This window comes from Stieleria sp. JC731 (assembly GCF_020966635.1).
In the GTDB taxonomy this organism is placed as follows: Bacteria; Planctomycetota; Planctomycetia; order Pirellulales; family Pirellulaceae; genus Stieleria.
The window spans coordinates 268833-285563 of record NZ_JAJKFQ010000002.1; the positions used below are offsets into that span (position 1 = coordinate 268833).

The following is a 16731-nucleotide window of genomic DNA, read 5'->3' on the forward strand; positions in this document are numbered from 1 at the left end:
CAGATTTTCAGGCTCAGAGAACTTCACGCCTCAGACGGTTTGCGTCTTAGGCGTGGCGGTCTCTGTTTGATCAATTATTCCTACAGTGGAGACGTCAGATGCAAACCGACACCGTTTCAGAAACATCCATGCTTTACCGGTGCCCAATGTGCAAAACGCCGGTGGAGATCGATGAACACTACGTTGGCGAGACGATCGACTGCCCATCGTGCAAACGTCCATTCGAAGTCACCCCGCCCCAGGCGTGGCCAATTTCGCCTGACGATGTCGATTCGCAACGTCGCAGCGACACACCCCGCGTTTCTCCCGACGATGTCGCCGGAATGGAATCGGTTGAGCGAGTCATTCACCCTGTCGTTTTCCGACGCCATCTTGCTGGTACAACGGTATCGATCTTGGGTGTGATCGCCGGCCTGGCCGGAATCGCGTTTGGACTCTCAGGACAGTTGATCTTAGGAGTCGAGCCAACAATCACGTTGGTAACCAGCGGTGTCCTACTCGCTGTTTGCGGTGCATTCCTGCTGAAATGGTACGTTCAAAGTCGCTTTCAGTCGTTGTCTTTGACGAACGAGCGAATGATCTATCAGCAGGGAATCATCAGTCGGCAGACGAGTGAGATCCGACACGACGATGTTCGCAATGTCAAAGTCGATCAAAACATCGTTGAGCGAATTTTCGCATTCGGAGACATTGCCATCAGTAGTGCCGGACAGGATGACATGGAAATCATCATCAACGACATTCCACGTCCGCAAGAAGTTGTCAATTTTATCCGCAAACGCCAGTAGCCAGTTTGGAAATCATCTAAGCGACTTGCCAACTGACTCCGCCTTGAGATTCTTTTGCCACAAGTCCTTGGATTCGAGAACATCTCGTGCCGAATCGCTCCCAAGCCAAGCCTTCGCCTCAAGGTCTTCATTGAGGTACGAATCCCAAAACGCTGTCGTGAGGGCAAGAATAGCACGATGATGATTGGGGTGACGACTGTCAGACTTTCCCCGCCCGTCACCAAAAGCAGAATGCTCGGCGTCGTGCAGTACCAACTCGTACTTATCAATCGTGTTGGGAAGCGCCGGATAGACCTGGCGTCGATCTTCCGGAGTCGTATCGTTGACCGGTGATGTGTCTTTGGTTCCGGTCATCAACATCCATGGGATCGACACCTTTTCAAAAGCTGCTTTCGGATCGAATCGCCTAGGACGATTCGGGCTAAACATCACCGCTGCATCGATTCGTTTGTCCGTGAATCGCTGGCCGATGCCAGGGGCACTTTGACCGCTGACACCTTGTGTTGTAGCAGCACCAAACGAATGCCCACTCATTCCTACCTTCTCTAAATTCAGCCGACCTTTAAGTCGTTCATCTGTTTCATTGAAGCTCGCGAGTTCGTCCAAGACGAATTTCACGTCGGCGTATCGATCCAAAGCCGGACGAACAGATGCAGCTCGTTTTAGGGCGTTCATTCGTTCGCGAATCGGTTGATCCTTCCAAACTGATTCGTCGCTTCCGTGGTGCTGCATCGCAACGACTACGTAACCACGAGCCGACCAGTGCTCTCCAGCATAGCCGCATGCTCGACGCGAACCGCCAAGTCCGTGACTAAGCAAGATCACTGGCGCAGGTGATTTGCCAGACGGTAAGTACAGTCGCAGCGGAATCTCTCGATCACGAGTCCGATCGTGAACGGAAGTGTCGATGACCTCGGAAGCACGATTGGCGTCAAGTTGCATCGGATCGTAATGAGCAGTTGACGTTCCAGCAGGCGACGCTTCGGCAGCCACTGCCGGATTAGAACAAAAGGCCAGTAGCAGACCCGTCAATGCCCAGCATCCAGAACTTGTCGAACCCAATTGAAACATCACACAACCTCCAGCAATCAATTTGACCGAGTTTTTAAATTCAATGGTGAATGCGAAAGCCATTTCGGAACCTTCGAATTCGATTCGCTAGAAACACCGACATGTTGCTAGCGCCGTCGATAATTTCTGCCGCATTGATCTCACTGCGAACCTAACTCCCCCGTGAGACCTCTCGTCCGTCAAAGAACCCAACACCGAAGACGTTACAAAGTTGTGAAATTATTTCCGGCGGGATGCTTTGCGTCGACTGCCACATTCAGGTCCTGCCGCTTGGCCTGAACCGATCCTGCGGGGGCGATTGCCGCCTAGCAAGTCACCAAGGTCGCTTCCCAGACGATTGCTCCTATCGTTGCCTAGCTGCGTCTCTATCGCAAATGCGAAGTCGGTTTCGCGTCCCGTTTTTCTTTCACTGTGGCATGTAAGCGCGCCCCAAAGGCTTGGTAACCCCAGGTGTTACTAGAACTGCAATTTGTGAATTTGAATATGAAATTTGGATTAGCGCTTCCTCTTGCGATGGCCGGAATGATTGCCGGATGTGGCAGCAAGGCCCCCCCAACCACCCCCGCCCCTCAAGCGACACCCGTTGTTGCTTCCAAACCGATCGTGATGCCAATCGTCGAGTGGGATGAATACACCGGCCGGTTTGATGCGATCAACTCTGTCGAAATTCGCTCGCGAGTGGGCGGTTACCTGCAATCGACTCACTTCGAAGAGGGACAGATGGTGCAGGCAGGTGATCTGCTTGCGATCATCGATCCGCGACCGTTTCGGGCGGAAGTCAATGCCGCCAAAGCTCGCCTCGAAGAAGCCAACGCCGGTTTGAAAGAGGCCCAGTCCATACTACGGCAAACGGAAGCAGAAAAAGCAGACGCCGAAGCGCAACTATCTTTGGCAACGTCACGGTTCGAACGAGCGAGACAGCTTTCGCAGCAACGTGCAATTTCCGATGAAGAGGTCGAAGTCCGTCGCAGTGAAACTCTGCAGGCAACTGCCTCATTTGAAGCCGCCAACGCCAGAATCGAATCTTCTAAAGCGGCAATAGCGACGTCGGCCGCCGCGATCGAAACGGCAAAGGCCAACCTGCAATCGGCAGAACTGAATCTTCAGTACACCGAAATTCGAGCACCAATCAATGGTCTGATCAGCAGCCGAAATGTCACTGAAGGCAACCTGATCAGCGGCGGTAGCGAAACATCAACCTTGCTCACCAGCATCGTATCGGTTTCACCGATCCACATCTACTTCGATGCCAACGAACAAGAATTTCTTAAGTACGTTCGGCTCGCAAAGGCTGGTAAGCGGGAAAGTTCCCGCAATGTCAAAAACCCCGTGTACGTCTCGTTGATCGACGAAGAGGGTTATCCTCACCAAGGACACATGGACTTTGTCGATAACCGCATCGATCCGAACACCGGAACGATGCGAGGCCGCGCGATCCTGCGTAACGACGAAGGGCTTTTAACCCCTGGGCTTTTTGCCAAGGTTCGCCTACCTGGTAGCGGACGCTACGACGCGGTCATGATCCCTGACGAAGCTGTCATCAGCGACCAATCTGAAAAATACGTCTACGTTGTCGACAGTGAAAGCAAGCTTCATCGCCAAACCGTGCAGCTCGGATCAATGTCACACGGCATGCGCATCGTCCGCGAAGGTTTAACAGGGTCGGAAACGATCGTGACCAGCGGACTGCAACGGATCTTCGAAGGTGCCCAAGTCGCTGTGACCGAACAGCCTCTAAAGCCAAAGTCGAGTGTGTTGCCAGACGACTACAAGCCAGTCCCAGAAGATCAATGGCTGACGCGTGCTCCCGAACCCGCACCTATCGGTATCAAACGACGATCTTCGGTCTATGGCGAACCGCTCGCGATGGATAAACCGTCCCTGCAATTCGAAAAGGAGTGAGCCTGATGAAGTTTCCTCACTTCTTTATTGATCGTCCGATTTTTGCAACCGTCCTTTCGACACTGATCGTGTTGGTCGGTGGGATCGCGTATTTCCAACTGCCCGTCGGACAGTATCCCGAAGTCGCTTTGCCTACCGTGACCGTTCGGGCAAGCTATCCCGGCGCAACCGCCGAAACGATTTCAAAAACAGTGGCAACACCGCTGGAACAGGAAATCAACGGTGTCGACAACATGCTCTACATGGAGTCGCAAGCGACAGCGGACGGCACGCTGCAGATCACCGTCACGTTTGGATTGGGAACCGACATCGATGAAGCTCAGGTTTTGGTGCAAAACCGTGTGTCGATTGCGGAACCGCGGTTGCCACAGGAAGTGCGACAGATCGGCGTCACGACGCGAAAAAGCTCACCCGACTTGATGTTGGTCATTCACCTGTTTTCGCCAGACGATTCACGTGACCAACTTTACATCGGCAACTATGCCTATCTGCAAATCCGCGATGAATTGGCGCGACTTGATGGTGTTGGCGACATCAGTGTCTTTGGTGCGACCGAATACAGCATGCGAGTCTGGTTGGATGTCGATCGCTTGGCAGCTTTGGATATGACCGCCGGTGATGCCGTCGAAGCCATGCGAGGCCAGAACATTCAAGTCGCCGCGGGGATCGTCGGGCAACAGCCAATCGATCCGGTCGGTTCGTTTCAAGTCAACGTCAACACGCAAGGCCGATTGCAAACCGCAGAAGAGTTTGGAAACATCATCCTAAAGTCTGGCGAAGACGGGCGTTTAGTCCGCTTGAACGATGTCGCCCGCGTCGAACTCGGTGCGGTGGATTACTCGGTACGAAGCTACCTAAAAGAAAAGAACGCAGTCGCGTTGGCAATGTTCCAGCGTCCCGGATCCAACGCGATCGAAACCGCCGATCGAATCTTGAGCACCATGGAATCGCTCAGCAAGAGCTTTCCACCGGGGCTGAAACACCAAGTGATCTACAACCCGACCGACTTCGTTGAACAATCGATCTCGGAAGTTTTCACAACGCTTTGGCAGGCCGGCCTGCTGGTCGTACTGACGGTATTTATCTTCCTGCAAAACTGGCGTTCGACGATCATCCCCGTTATCGCGATCCCGATCTCCTTGGTCGGCACCTTCGCACTAATGCACGCCATCGGCTTCAGCCTAAACAACCTTTCGTTGTTCGGCTTGGTCTTGGCTATCGGTGTGGTGGTGGACGATGCGATCGTTGTTGTTGAAAACGTTGAACGCCTGATCGCTGAAGGACTGTCGCCACGTGATGCGACACGCAAAGCGATGGATGAAGTCGGCTCGGCATTGATCGCAACCACATTGGTTTTGATCGCGGTATTTGTTCCGACCGCTTTCCTGCCAGGCATTAGCGGCCAGTTTTATCGCCAGTTCGCGATCACGATTGCAGTATCGACCGCGATCTCGACTTTCGTTTCGCTGACGCTGACGCCCGCGATGTGTGCGTTGCTTCTGCGACCCCAATCGTCAACAAAAAACAAGTTTGGCCGCTTGATCGAAACGATCTTGGGTTGGCCATTTCGAGTTTTCAATCGTGTCTTTGATATCGCCGGTAATGCCTACGCCGGCACCGTCTCACGGATCATTCGCGTTGGCGCGGTGATGCTGCTGGTGTACGCAGGTTTGCTGGGCCTGACTTACGTTGGTTTTCGGCAAGTGCCCACCGGGTTTATTCCCGCTCAAGATCAGGGCTATCTGATTATCGCGATACAGGCACCTCCGGGAGCGAACCTGGATCGCACCGATGAAGTCACCAAGCGGGTCACGGAACTTGCACTCGAAGTCGACGGTATCGCGGACGCGGTCTCATTTGTTGGGTTCTCCGGTGCGACGCGGGCGAACGCATCCAATGCCTCGGCAATTTTCCCTGTATTGGAAGACGCCAAAGAAAGAGCCAAACGCGGCCGGACGATGGATGTCGTCCTAGCAGATCTTCGTGCCAAAGTCGGCTCGATCAAAGAAGCCCTGGTGTTCGCGATCCAACCACCGCCGGTTCGCGGAATCGGCACCGGTGGCGGTTTTAAGCTGCAGGTACAGGATAAATCCGGTGCAGGACTGGCAGCACTTCAAGATGCGACGAATCAGTTGGTCGCCGCGGCGCAAAAAGAACCGGGCTTGGTGCAGGTGTTTACGAACTATAGCTCGGGAACGCCACAACTGTACGCGGATATCGATCGCACCAAGGTTCGCATGATGGATGTTCCGATGAACAACGTATTCCAAGCAATGCAGATCTATCTGGGATCCGCTTACATCAACGACTTTAACTATCTCGGACGAACTTACCGAGTCACCGCGCAGGCAGATCACCAATTCCGCGATGAAGAAAGCGATATTGTCAAACTGCGAACGCGCAGCAGCAACGGTTCGATCGTTCCTTTGGGTTCGGTCGTGACAATGCGCAGCACAACTGCACCGGATCGAGTTGTCCGATACAACTTATTTCCAGCTGCCGATATCAGCGGCGATACCACTCCTGGATTCAGTAGCGGTCAAGCCATTGCCCGGATGGAACAGTTGGCCGACGAAACGCTTCCACCAGGATTTGGATACGAATGGACTGACATCGCGTTCCAACAGAAAGAGGCGGGCAATACCGCCGCTTACATCTTTCCAATTTGCGTCTTGTTTGTCTTTCTCGCTCTGGCCGCCCAATATGAAAGCTGGCTATTGCCGCTGGCTGTCATCTTGATCGTTCCGATGTGCCTACTGTGTGCGATCTATGGCGTCTGGTTTAGAGGGATGGACAACAACATTTTGACGCAGATCGGATTTGTCGTCTTGGTCGGATTGGCCTGTAAGAATGCGATCTTAATCGTTGAATTTGCAAAGGCAGAAGAAGACAAGGGACTTGACCGTTTTGCCGCTGCCGTCGAAGCGTGCCGATTGCGGCTGCGTCCCATCTTGATGACCGCGTTCTCGTTCATCTTGGGTGTGATCCCATTGGTGATCGCGACCGGTGCCGGAGCCGAAATGCGTCAAGCACTCGGAACGGCCGTCTTCAGTGGAATGCTCGGCGTTACGATTTTCGGACTGTTCTTCACCCCGGTGTTCTACGTCGTCCTCCGGCGATTCGCATCGGACAAGGCTTCCAATCAGCCTGCCGAAACACCTGTGTCGAGTTAGTCTTGATGCTCCGTAATCGAGCATGCGGTTGAATCACAGCGGACTTCGCCAGAGGGGCCCTGCAACCGTCCGACGATCACCTAAGTATTCAATCTGAAAAGCTCATTGAACCTCCCGCCCTCGCTCACCATCAACGACGCTTGGGTGGGCCGCGGTCACGAGCGATCAATACGGCTTAAATACTCGCGATGAAACCACCGAACGAGCGGTTACAAACCGACCCGAGCAATCGTCCGAAATACCGTCGACTTCTGTAGCTTTTACTGGTTCTGTCGTCTGTTTTGGACCATCTTATAGGCCGTCACTCGGCGATACGAAACGTTGCCGTTTGACGATCTGTTGACGGTCCGCTTACCAGATTTCGGTCGCTTTGATGATACTCAATTGCTTTAATCGTTCGTTCTTGCTCTCCGCGCTGACTGCGTTGTCACTGGTGTCGCTACCGCCGACTGACGTCAATGCCGAAGAGATCCGAACTTGGATCATTCGCTACGATTCCGATAAAGACACTCTTCGACGTCGCTATCGTTTGCCGCTCGATACCAAGGCGAGAACTCTTACCGAGCAAACGACAAAGGACTGGCTAAAGCGGCTTGAGGAAGTTGATTTCGACAAGCTCGATCGAGTCGGCCAAACCGACTTTTTGCTGTTCCGATCGGAGCTGGAATACCAGCTCGCCAACAACCAGCTGCAATGGAAACGCGATGATGCCGCAGCGGAGTTGATCCCCTACTGGGAATCACTGCTAAAGTTTTGCGCCGACCGTGAAGAGGTCACTCCCATCGATGCGATGACCGTCGCGGGCAATCTAGACCGCATCGCATCGGAAGCTGAGAACGCGGCAAAACAAATCGAAAAAACTGACTTGGCGGACACGTCCGATGAAGCGGTCCAAAAACGTCTCGATGGCCTACGAGCAGCAGAACTGATCTCGCAGTTTGAAAACTGTGTTTCCGAAGCACACCGGTTCTACGATGGCTACGACCCGAGCTATAGCTGGTGGGCCGAACAACCGGTGAAACGCTTGCGGGCCGCACTGTCAGCGCACCGAACCGCCATCCGCGAGAAGCTGGTCGGTGTGCCCGAGTCCGATCAAGAAACCATTATCGGCTTGCCAATCGGTGCCGAAGGACTGGAACTGGAACTTCAACACGAATGGATCGCCCACACTCCCGCTGAACTGATTGAACTGGCCAATCGCGAAATGGAGTGGTGCGATCAGCAGATGGCGATCGCTTCAGAAGAACTTGGGTTCGGCGATGACTGGCGAGCGGCGTTGGCGCATACCAAGTCGAAACATGTTCAACCTGGTGACCAGCCGAAAATGATTCGCGACCTGGCATGGGAAGCGATTCGATTCCTCGATTCGCATGACCTTGTCACCGTCCCACCGCTAGCTGCAAACGGTTGGCGAGTCACGATGATGTCGCCTGAACGGCAACGGGTGAATCCCTACTTTCTGGGCGGCCCAATGATCATCGTTTCATTCCCGACCAATGAAATGACGCATGACGAGAAACTGATGAGCATGCGTAGCAACAACAAACACTTTGCGCGTGCGACGGTTCATCACGAGCTGATCCCGGGACACCACCTCCAGCACTATATGTTGCCAAGGTACAAAGCCTACCGTTCGATGTTCCGAACGCCGTTCTGGATCGAAGGCTGGGCTTTGTACTGGGAAATGCTTTTGTGGGATCTTGATTTCGCACAAAGCGCCGAAGACCGTGTTGGCATGCTGTTCTGGCGGAAACACCGCTGTGCCCGGATCATCTTTTCCCTCAGCTACCACCTGGGCACCATGACGCCCGGACAGTGCGTGGACTACTTGGTTGATCGCGTCGGACACGAACGTTCCGCCGCGACCGCCGAAGTACGGCGTTCGATCATGGGCGGCTACAGTCCCTTGTATCAAGCTGCCTACATGCTCGGTGGACTGCAGTTGCGAAAGCTACACGAAACACTGGTTGTCGGTGGGAAGATGACGAACCGACAATTTCACGACGCGGTGCTGAAAGAACACTGCATCCCCATGGAAGTCCTCCGCAACTACATGACCGATCAACCGCTAACCCCCGACACACGACCTACATGGCGTTTTGCGGACGAGTAGTCGTTGGCGCTTGAATGTTGCATGGCGCTGCCGGGCTTCCTACACAGGCTCCCCTCTCCACACTTGCGGGGTGAGGTGGCCAAGGGTGAAGGGCGAGTCACAGAAGCCTCCAAAAGCGACGACCTCGGAGAGGACGCGTGGCCCCCAAAAAACAGGCCACCTCAATGCACTTCAGTTGCTGCCGCGATGCAGAACCGTGGAGTCATCACGCGGAGCGTGATGGGTACTTAAATCGTCGTCAGAAATATCGAAACTGCGAGTGCACGCCGATCCAGAAGCGAAGCTCGCCTTCCTTCACAGGCTCCCCTCTCCACGCTTGCGGGGAGAGGGGCCGGGGGTGAGGGGCGAGTCACAGAAGCTACCAAAATCGAGGATCTCGGAAAGGACGCGTGGCCCCCAAAACTCAGGCCACCTCAACGCGCCAGCGTGCGCCAGTGTGAGCACTGTGGATTAGCGTTTGTTCCTGAGACCCGTCGCTTGCGCGATCACGGCTCAAGTGTGCGGCATTTCCAGTTCTCATCAGCCGCAAAGCGCCAGCATGCGGTTATCCATGATCCAAAAGGGGTCAGGCCTCTTTGTTTGCGTTCTGGGGTGGTTTGCGGATTCTAGGACGGCCCCTGGGACGCATCGTCGACTCTAGATTCAGCCGTCGTGCGATCGATTCAACCCAGCCTTCGTCACCCAGCGGGGCACCTCGCTGAGCACACCGGCGCACCGCTTCCAATTCCTTTTCCGACAAGGCCTGATTCACTCGGGTAACCCATTTTGGCGGGCGTGCAAGTGGCCATGGTGACAGCAGTTTGGGCTCCGAGTCCTGTTTGTTATGCCATCTCCAAAGCGATCCCCGGCGCCATAGCTCGGCACTGTCGACAAGTCCTGCACGTAGCGCATTGCGTTCGACGTAGCGGCACACCACGTGAAAGTGAACATCATCCTGAATCGGAAAACTCTTGTAGCGTTGTTGGTAAACGTGGCCCGTTCCTCCGGTGTGATAGTGTGAGTGGTACCGCATCGTATGCGTACCGCCGACCCAGCTCATGAAGCGGCTCATCTCACCGTCGACCAACGGTCGGATCACCAAGTGATAGTGATTGGGCATCAGTTGATAGGCAAACAATTCAACTTGATGGATCTCCAGGGCCTCGCCGAGGATTCGCTCAAATGCGGCGTAGTCTTCATCTTTGTGGAAGATCTCGGCTCGTAAATTGCCACGGTTGAGAACATGGTAAAGACCACCAGCTTCATCGGCACGGGGAGCTCGAGGCATTGTTTCAGGCCCTGCAAAATCGCGTCAGCATCAAAAACGCATCTTACCACAGTCACGCAGACAAAAAGAGACCTGACCCCTTTGCTGCTTGCTCAAACGCTTCAAAATCCGCTTCCTTGTGAAAGATTATTACCCTGCGGTTGGCACGATTGAGAACGTGTATAGATGCCCCGCTATATCAACTCGCGGTGCTCGTCCCAATTTGGACCTGGGGAAAAGAGGAGAGGTCCAGTCATGGACTGCGGAAGGCACGACTTGGAAACCACCCAGTCAACCAACTACCTACCTAACACCCTTTTTACCCTGGCGTCAGTGCGCCGAGTGCGATACAGAAAATCCCAATTGGTTATTCTGCGCCCCCATGCTGCGCGGTATTGGCTAACCTATAGCCCGTGGGGCTGTAGCGGAGGTTTATCAATGCAACCGATGCATAGACCACCGGCGATACTCAGCGTTAATCTCTCTCGTCAAATAGCAGGGTAATCAATGGTACGTGTACTTCATTGCTGCGCAGCATTTGCAATCTTGGCTTCCTGTATGGCTGAAACAGGTCGCGGTGCGATCGTCAACTTGACGCCAAACTTCGACGCGACACTTCGCGACGATGGGTTTGATGGAACGTTCAATTCCGGCGGTAACGGAAATTTTTTCAACACCATCCGACGCATAGATGGTGTTGTCAACGAAGTTCTGTTTTTTGAATTCGATGTCTCCGTTGTTGGCGATAGCGAAATGGTATCGAGTGCGACCTTGTCTCTTGGTGTCTTTGGCACACCTAACGATCCAGGCGACATCGAAATTCTCGCTTACCAGGCAGATGGCGTGCTGACGTTTCCAGACGATGGAGCCCGACCATCAACATTGGTGGCGACCTACGACCCTATTTCTGAAGGTAGTGGGACGATCTCGATCTCCTTGGACGCCGCTACGGTCGACGGCTTTATCAAGGGAGGAGATTTTATTGGCTTTAGATTGCAGGGCGCCGAGGACCAAGCAGACACGACAATCCAGGGTGTGGTGAATGTTTTTGACCCAGGTGGGCCCCCTACGCTGACCTTGGACATTTCGGCCGTGCCAGAACCGACGTCGGCAGTCTTGCTGATGGGCCTCGTCTCAGTTGTCGCTTGCAAACGTCGTAGACGATGACTCGCATGAAGAAATTAAAGCGGGCAGGCCTCTTTTGCGGCGAACGCATGAGCGAAGCCCTGCTTTCTAATTTTTTAATGGCACTCCCATCAGTCGGTTACCGTTAAAAGATCCGAATCACGCATGATCCACGACAACCGAACTATGGAAGCTAAGGATCAGTTTCCCGAGATCCTGGAATTGAAGGCCCGTGCCAAATTGACCAAATTCATGTGTTGCAGCGTATCCTTGGCGACTCATCACTGACCGATGAGTCGCTTGCCGAGAAAGATTCAGTCTCATTGACTGAGCTGGCTAACGACTTGGAATCTCGCAACAACTGACTTGGGTAATCATTTCTTCACGCACCCACGCGAGAATCCCAAACTGTTCTTTGCGAACTCATTGGTCGTCTCTTACGAGCGCACTTGCACGTTAAGTGTTATCGCGATGCGGAACTGGGGAGTCATCACGCGGAGCGTGATGGGTACAGAAGCCGTCGTTAGAAATATGAAAGTTGCGTGTGGATGCCGATCCAGAATCGAAGCTGGCCTTCCTGCACTGACTACCCAAACCAGGCTACCTCAGTCATCACGCGGAGCGTGATGGGTACCTTGAGGTGTCGTATAAGTTTGGAAATTGCGTGTGCATCACGCGGAGCGTGATGGAGACTTTTGGGGTGCGGGCGGCTTTGTTGGCCTTGGTTCTCTACAAAGGTTCGAAAATATCTTTCTTCGCGGCGGGACAATTCGGTCCGCCAGCGTCAATCTAGTAGCCTGGGGCGTTCCCCTTTCGCGATAGGCAATTCTTGGGCAGTTCCGCCGATTGCCAGGAACCTATCGCGACGCGATTTACTTCCTACTAGAGCATGAGCCAGATTGCCTGTGATCACCGCGTCGCAACTTGCCGATCTCTGGCGACGCCATGCAGGTGGTTTAACGCTGCTAGCTAGTGCTCGATGCGGTTCCGATGATGCCAGCGATTGCGTGCAAGCGGCGTTCATCAAACTGTCGCTCGCCCGCCCAGCACCTGACGACGTCCAGGCATGGCTAGCAACCGTTGTCCGCAACGAAGCGATCTCCAAAGTTCGCAATCGTACCCGGCGACGTGAACAGGAAAGCTTGGCAGCGAGCGAACGGTCAAGACAGTTCGTGTTTTCGGATCAAGCCGGCTTCGTCGGGCCTTGGACGCGGTCGCAGATCGATGAGCTCAGCACCGCGATGACTTCGCTGGCGACTGACGAAAGAGAGTTGATCATCGCTCGCATCTGGAATGGATTGGCCTTCCGGGAAATCGCAGACTTGACCGGGCGTTCCAGATCCCAAGTCCATCGTGACTATCACGCGGCATTGCAAAAACTGCGATGCCTGCTCGCAGAACAAAGTAGTGCCTTCAACGATTTATTTACCGCCGATATCTGATCGAAAATGAATCACCAAAGCCCACCAGACGATCAAAAGCCGAATGCGTTCGAAAGGCAATTGGCAACCGCACCGCTTGCCGAAGTTCCTTCAGGAATGGAAGAGATGCTGTACCAGGCGGGTTGGCATGCCGCGAAACAACAGATTGCGTTGGAGCAGAATCATCGAATCCGTGGTTTCATCGGCGGACTACTCAGTGGCGGATTGGCAACGGCAGCTGGCTTTCTGATTTGGATCGCATGCTTTACACCAGAATTCGATCCATCAATCGCACAAGCCAACAACTCAGCCCAGAACGATAAGGCATCGCACACAACGCAGACAACCGTAAATCCTGTCCCATCATTCGAACTGGAACAGAACCAATCGCTTGCGGTCCGCAACTCGAATTCGCCGGCCGTCGCGACAACACTGTCCGATCAATCGGGACCATTGCTGACACTTTGGCAATCACTAACCCAACCGCCATCGTCAACGCGTCCCCTCGTGTCGACACCGATCACCCATCGCAGTGTTATCCAGGCTGGCGACAGTCGATCCAATCACACGGTGTCCTTTGACGAAACCGGCTCCCCTTCGATCACGTCTCCTTCGGGCACATTGGGGCCGATACGTTTTGATTGGCAGCCATCGAAAAGCTCCAGTCACCACTCAATTGAGTTGCCTGCCCTTCGTCCCTTCGGAAATCAACCGTCGTTTCAATCTTAAACCACCAGCTTTAAGGTCAAGCACAATGACACGCGTTTCGTTTTGTGCCGTATTAATGATCGGAATGCTTTGGCACTCCGATCATTGTCGTGGACAAGAAAACCCACCGGCGAGTGAACTCGGCAGCACGATGACTGCGGAGGAACTCTTTGGATCGGCACGTCCCACGGAAGCCAAACCACCAGAGCCTCCCAAAAAGAGTGCACTGGAGGTCTCCCCAGCTTCCGAACCCAACCCCGCATTGCGGTATCAACTGTGGCCCAGCCGAATCGAACTGAAACCTGGATCGGCCAACCTTTATGCCGCCCGTGCCATGGTTTCGCTGCAACATGTCGAGTTCGCATGGTCGCGTGAAGCCGAACAAAACGGTAGCGAACACCCTTTCCAACTGGATTTCCAAGAGGGGCCAAAGCTTGAAACCATCCAGCCCTATTCGGACGCCGTTGAACAAATCTGCACAGAACTTGGCCATCTTGCTTACTGCGAAGACCAGACGCGAGATTTGCGTATCCGCGATGAACGCGGTAGCGCAATTTACATGACCTTGCTACCAGAAATCCAAGCCTCGCGATCGTTGGCAAAGGCATTGAGATTTCGAATTCGAACCCTCGCGTTGCAACGAAAGTACGACGAAGCGATCGAGCAACTGCGAATCGGATTCCGGTTGTCCGAATACGTCGGTGACGGCGAAACCGTAATCGAACGGTTGGTCGGTAACGCGATCGCAAGCATCATGTGCGATGAAATCGAATTCATGATTCAACAGCCCGATTGCCCCAACCTCTACTGGGCGCTCGCAAGCCTTCCTAAAGACCTTGGCGATCCAGCAGAGCAAGCGATTTTGGAACTGAATTTGATGCAGCGACACATGCCAATTCTGGAAATGGCAGAGGACAACGATTTTTCAGACGAGGTCTGGATGGCGCAAGCGACCAAGATGGTTGTTGATCTGAAAGAGCTCGGCCGATCTGACTTTTCGATGGTCTACATGCTCCAGCTATTGGCGGATAACTCAACACCGTCGGCACGACAGTCCCTTATCGACCGAGGCATGAACGCTGATGTTGTCAATCAAATGTCGAAGATCCGAGCCGTGTTACTAAACGCGAATTACGAGATCACCGAACAAACGGACGCCCTTCAAAAAGGCTTTTTACTTTCAGAACCAGAACGTCAAAGCGTCCTTAAAGTTTCAGAAGCAGATTTCGCGGAGTGGAGAAACAAAAATCCACAGAACATCGCGAGCATCCTTACCGGCCTGCTTCTGCCAGCGGTAACTGCAGTCAACCAATCCGGCGTTCGCACACAGTTGCGTCTCCGACGACTGATGGCGGTTGAATCGATTCGCAACCATGCGGCAATCGAAGGGCAACTGCCAGAATCGCTGCAAGCGGTAGCAGACCTTCCGGTCCCCAATGATCCCTACACCGGAGCGAGTTTCGACTACTCGGTCGACAACGAATCGCTTTCGTTCAACCTGTCGGCCGAAACAACGGATGACACCAAATCCTTTAGTGACTTGCATGTCAGACTTCGCAAGCAGTAGGCACTGGGTAATCGCCCGCAATTAACCATCGACGCAGTGCTTACGCAACTTTCGGCATCGCGTTCCTTTTGAACCAACCTCTTTCGTCTATGACAGGAACTTCGGCCATGAGATCGCTAAACCCTCTGTCTTTAGCCTTCCCTCTGCTGATGCTTTGCATCCCATGCAGTTCTCAAGAACCATTCCCTGAAGAACACAAAGCGGTTCGGCCTTTCGTCAACGACCAGACCATGATAATTGGATGGATCGACCTGGAAAGAGCCGATCCAGTCGAAACCTGTGCGGTTCTAGCGAAAGCCACGAATGATCCCAATCTTGCAAACCTGCAACCGACCATAAAATCACTCCAAGCGACGTTGACCCAATACGATTGCTCCAAGGTCTACGTTGTGGCCGACTTTTCAGATTTATTCGGCGGTCAGCCAAAACTAGTCCTGCCAAGCGGCAAGCCTGAAACGCTGAAACAGGTACTAACTGCTATCGCACCGCATCAACGAGTCGACGTCAAAGAGAATTGTGTGGTACTGGCGTCACCCAATGCTCAGGTAGCTTCCGACTCTGAAGCCGCTCTTCCCGAAGCCATTGTCAATGCGATCACCAACAATACCTATGCCGTTGCATTGACCATCGCCCCCAGCAGGGCCCTCCGCCATATGCTTCCGGTCTGGAGTGCAAACACTCCACCTTCCGACATGACTTCGCTAGACTCGTTCAACCAGGTTGATAATCTTCGTGTCCTATCAATTGGTTTAGATACAGATACGTTTAGTGCCAAAGTGTCAGCCACCATGAACAGCCCGGATGCGGCGAAGGCAGCGACCGAATGGCTAGTCAATATCATCTCTGAACAACTCGGAACCCAATTACCGGTCGCTCCCACCGCAACCGGCAATACGGCGGAACTCGTTTTCACGAATCGAGACCAGCTTGTCGGTTTGATCACCGAACTTCATACGAAAGCGACAACCAACGCGCGGCGGACTGAGCGATTGAATGACTTTCGCGATGTCATGCTCGGATTCCACAACTTCCACGCAAGCTACAACCGCCTTCCTCCTCAAGCGATTGTCGATGCCAAGGGAAAGCGTCTGCTTAGCTGGAGAGTCGCCCTGCTTCCATTCATCGGTGAAAACGAACTTTGGAGCAAATTCCATCTCGATGAACCGTGGGACAGTCCCAACAACAAGCCGTTGATTGAACAGATGCCTCAGGTCTACGCAGGGCCGCTTCCAATTAAAGAAGGGAAAACAACCATGGTCGCACCAATGACGAAGGATACCGCGATGGGACGGCCAGGTGATTCCACGAAATTCAAGAACATCACTGATGGACTTTCCAATACGATCGGCGTCGTCAACGCAACGCAGGAAGCCGCAGTGATTTGGTCCAAACCGGATGACCTACCTGTCGATCAACAGAACTGGAAAAAGCATCTCGTTTCGGACGGGGAACAAAGCTTTATCGCCACCATGTGGGACGGTTCCGTTCGGCGTCTATCGGCTGACTTTGATACGGATCTGTTCTTCAAACTGCTAACGATCGACGGCGCCGAAACTTACGACCCCGATGCTCTAAACGGGAATTGAAAACTGGGACAAATGCGGCTTCGCCACGGCC

11 protein-coding genes are annotated in these 16731 nt (G+C 53.6%); 9 read left to right on the plus strand and 2 right to left on the minus strand.

Going from position 1 to position 16731, the window contains the following annotated elements:
• Nucleotides 1-98 precede the first annotated feature (98 nt).
• Complete coding sequence (locus LOC67_RS06800; RefSeq protein ID WP_230261778.1) at nt 99-788, plus strand: PH domain-containing protein; 690 nt, start codon at nt 99-101, stop codon at nt 786-788.
• A 12-nt stretch (nt 789-800) separates the two neighbouring features.
• Here the strand turns inward: LOC67_RS06800 and LOC67_RS06805 are convergent, their stop codons facing one another.
• Entirely contained in the window at nt 801-1922 is a 1122-nt protein-coding gene (locus tag LOC67_RS06805) for an alpha/beta hydrolase family protein (RefSeq protein ID WP_230261779.1), read from the minus strand.
• A gap of 420 nt (nt 1923-2342) precedes the next feature.
• On the opposite strand from LOC67_RS06805, the gene LOC67_RS06810 reads away from it, so the two are divergent.
• The 3 genes from LOC67_RS06810 to LOC67_RS06820 all read left to right on the plus strand — a co-directional run bounded on the left by LOC67_RS06810 (nt 2343) and on the right by LOC67_RS06820 (nt 9047).
• Nucleotides 2343-3761, plus strand: a complete 1419-nt coding sequence (locus tag LOC67_RS06810; RefSeq protein WP_230261780.1) for an efflux RND transporter periplasmic adaptor subunit — start codon at nt 2343-2345, stop codon at nt 3759-3761.
• Between the two features lie 5 nt (nt 3762-3766).
• Nucleotides 3767-6934 (plus strand): efflux RND transporter permease subunit, encoded by a 3168-nt coding sequence (locus tag LOC67_RS06815; protein ID WP_230261781.1) that lies wholly within the window; start codon nt 3767-3769, stop codon nt 6932-6934.
• Between the two features lie 373 nt (nt 6935-7307).
• Nucleotides 7308-9047, plus strand: coding sequence for a DUF885 family protein (locus LOC67_RS06820; RefSeq protein ID WP_230261782.1), 1740 nt, complete (start codon nt 7308-7310; stop codon nt 9045-9047).
• 565 nt (nt 9048-9612) lie between these two features.
• Here the strand turns inward: LOC67_RS06820 and LOC67_RS06825 are convergent.
• On the minus strand, nt 9613-10314 hold the full coding sequence (locus tag LOC67_RS06825; RefSeq protein WP_230261783.1) for a transposase: 702 nt from the start codon (nt 10312-10314) through the stop codon (nt 9613-9615).
• A 537-nt stretch (nt 10315-10851) separates the two neighbouring features.
• On the opposite strand from LOC67_RS06825, the gene LOC67_RS06830 reads away from it, so the two are divergent.
• The 5 genes from LOC67_RS06830 (at nt 10852) to LOC67_RS06850 (ending at nt 16700) form a co-directional block, all read left to right on the plus strand.
• Complete coding sequence (locus LOC67_RS06830) at nt 10852-11460, plus strand: PEP-CTERM sorting domain-containing protein (RefSeq protein ID WP_230261784.1); 609 nt, start codon at nt 10852-10854, stop codon at nt 11458-11460.
• An 863-nt stretch (nt 11461-12323) separates the two neighbouring features.
• Nucleotides 12324-12860 (plus strand): RNA polymerase sigma factor, encoded by a 537-nt coding sequence (locus LOC67_RS06835; RefSeq protein WP_230262609.1) that lies wholly within the window; start codon nt 12324-12326, stop codon nt 12858-12860.
• A gap of 6 nt (nt 12861-12866) precedes the next feature.
• Complete coding sequence (locus LOC67_RS06840; RefSeq protein WP_230261785.1) at nt 12867-13568, plus strand: hypothetical protein; 702 nt, start codon at nt 12867-12869, stop codon at nt 13566-13568.
• A 25-nt stretch (nt 13569-13593) separates the two neighbouring features.
• Entirely contained in the window at nt 13594-15114 is a 1521-nt protein-coding gene (locus LOC67_RS06845; RefSeq protein WP_230261786.1) for a hypothetical protein, read from the plus strand.
• A 230-nt stretch (nt 15115-15344) separates the two neighbouring features.
• Nucleotides 15345-16700, plus strand: coding sequence for a DUF1559 domain-containing protein (locus tag LOC67_RS06850; RefSeq protein WP_230261787.1), 1356 nt, complete (start codon nt 15345-15347; stop codon nt 16698-16700).
• Nucleotides 16701-16731 lie beyond the last annotated feature (31 nt).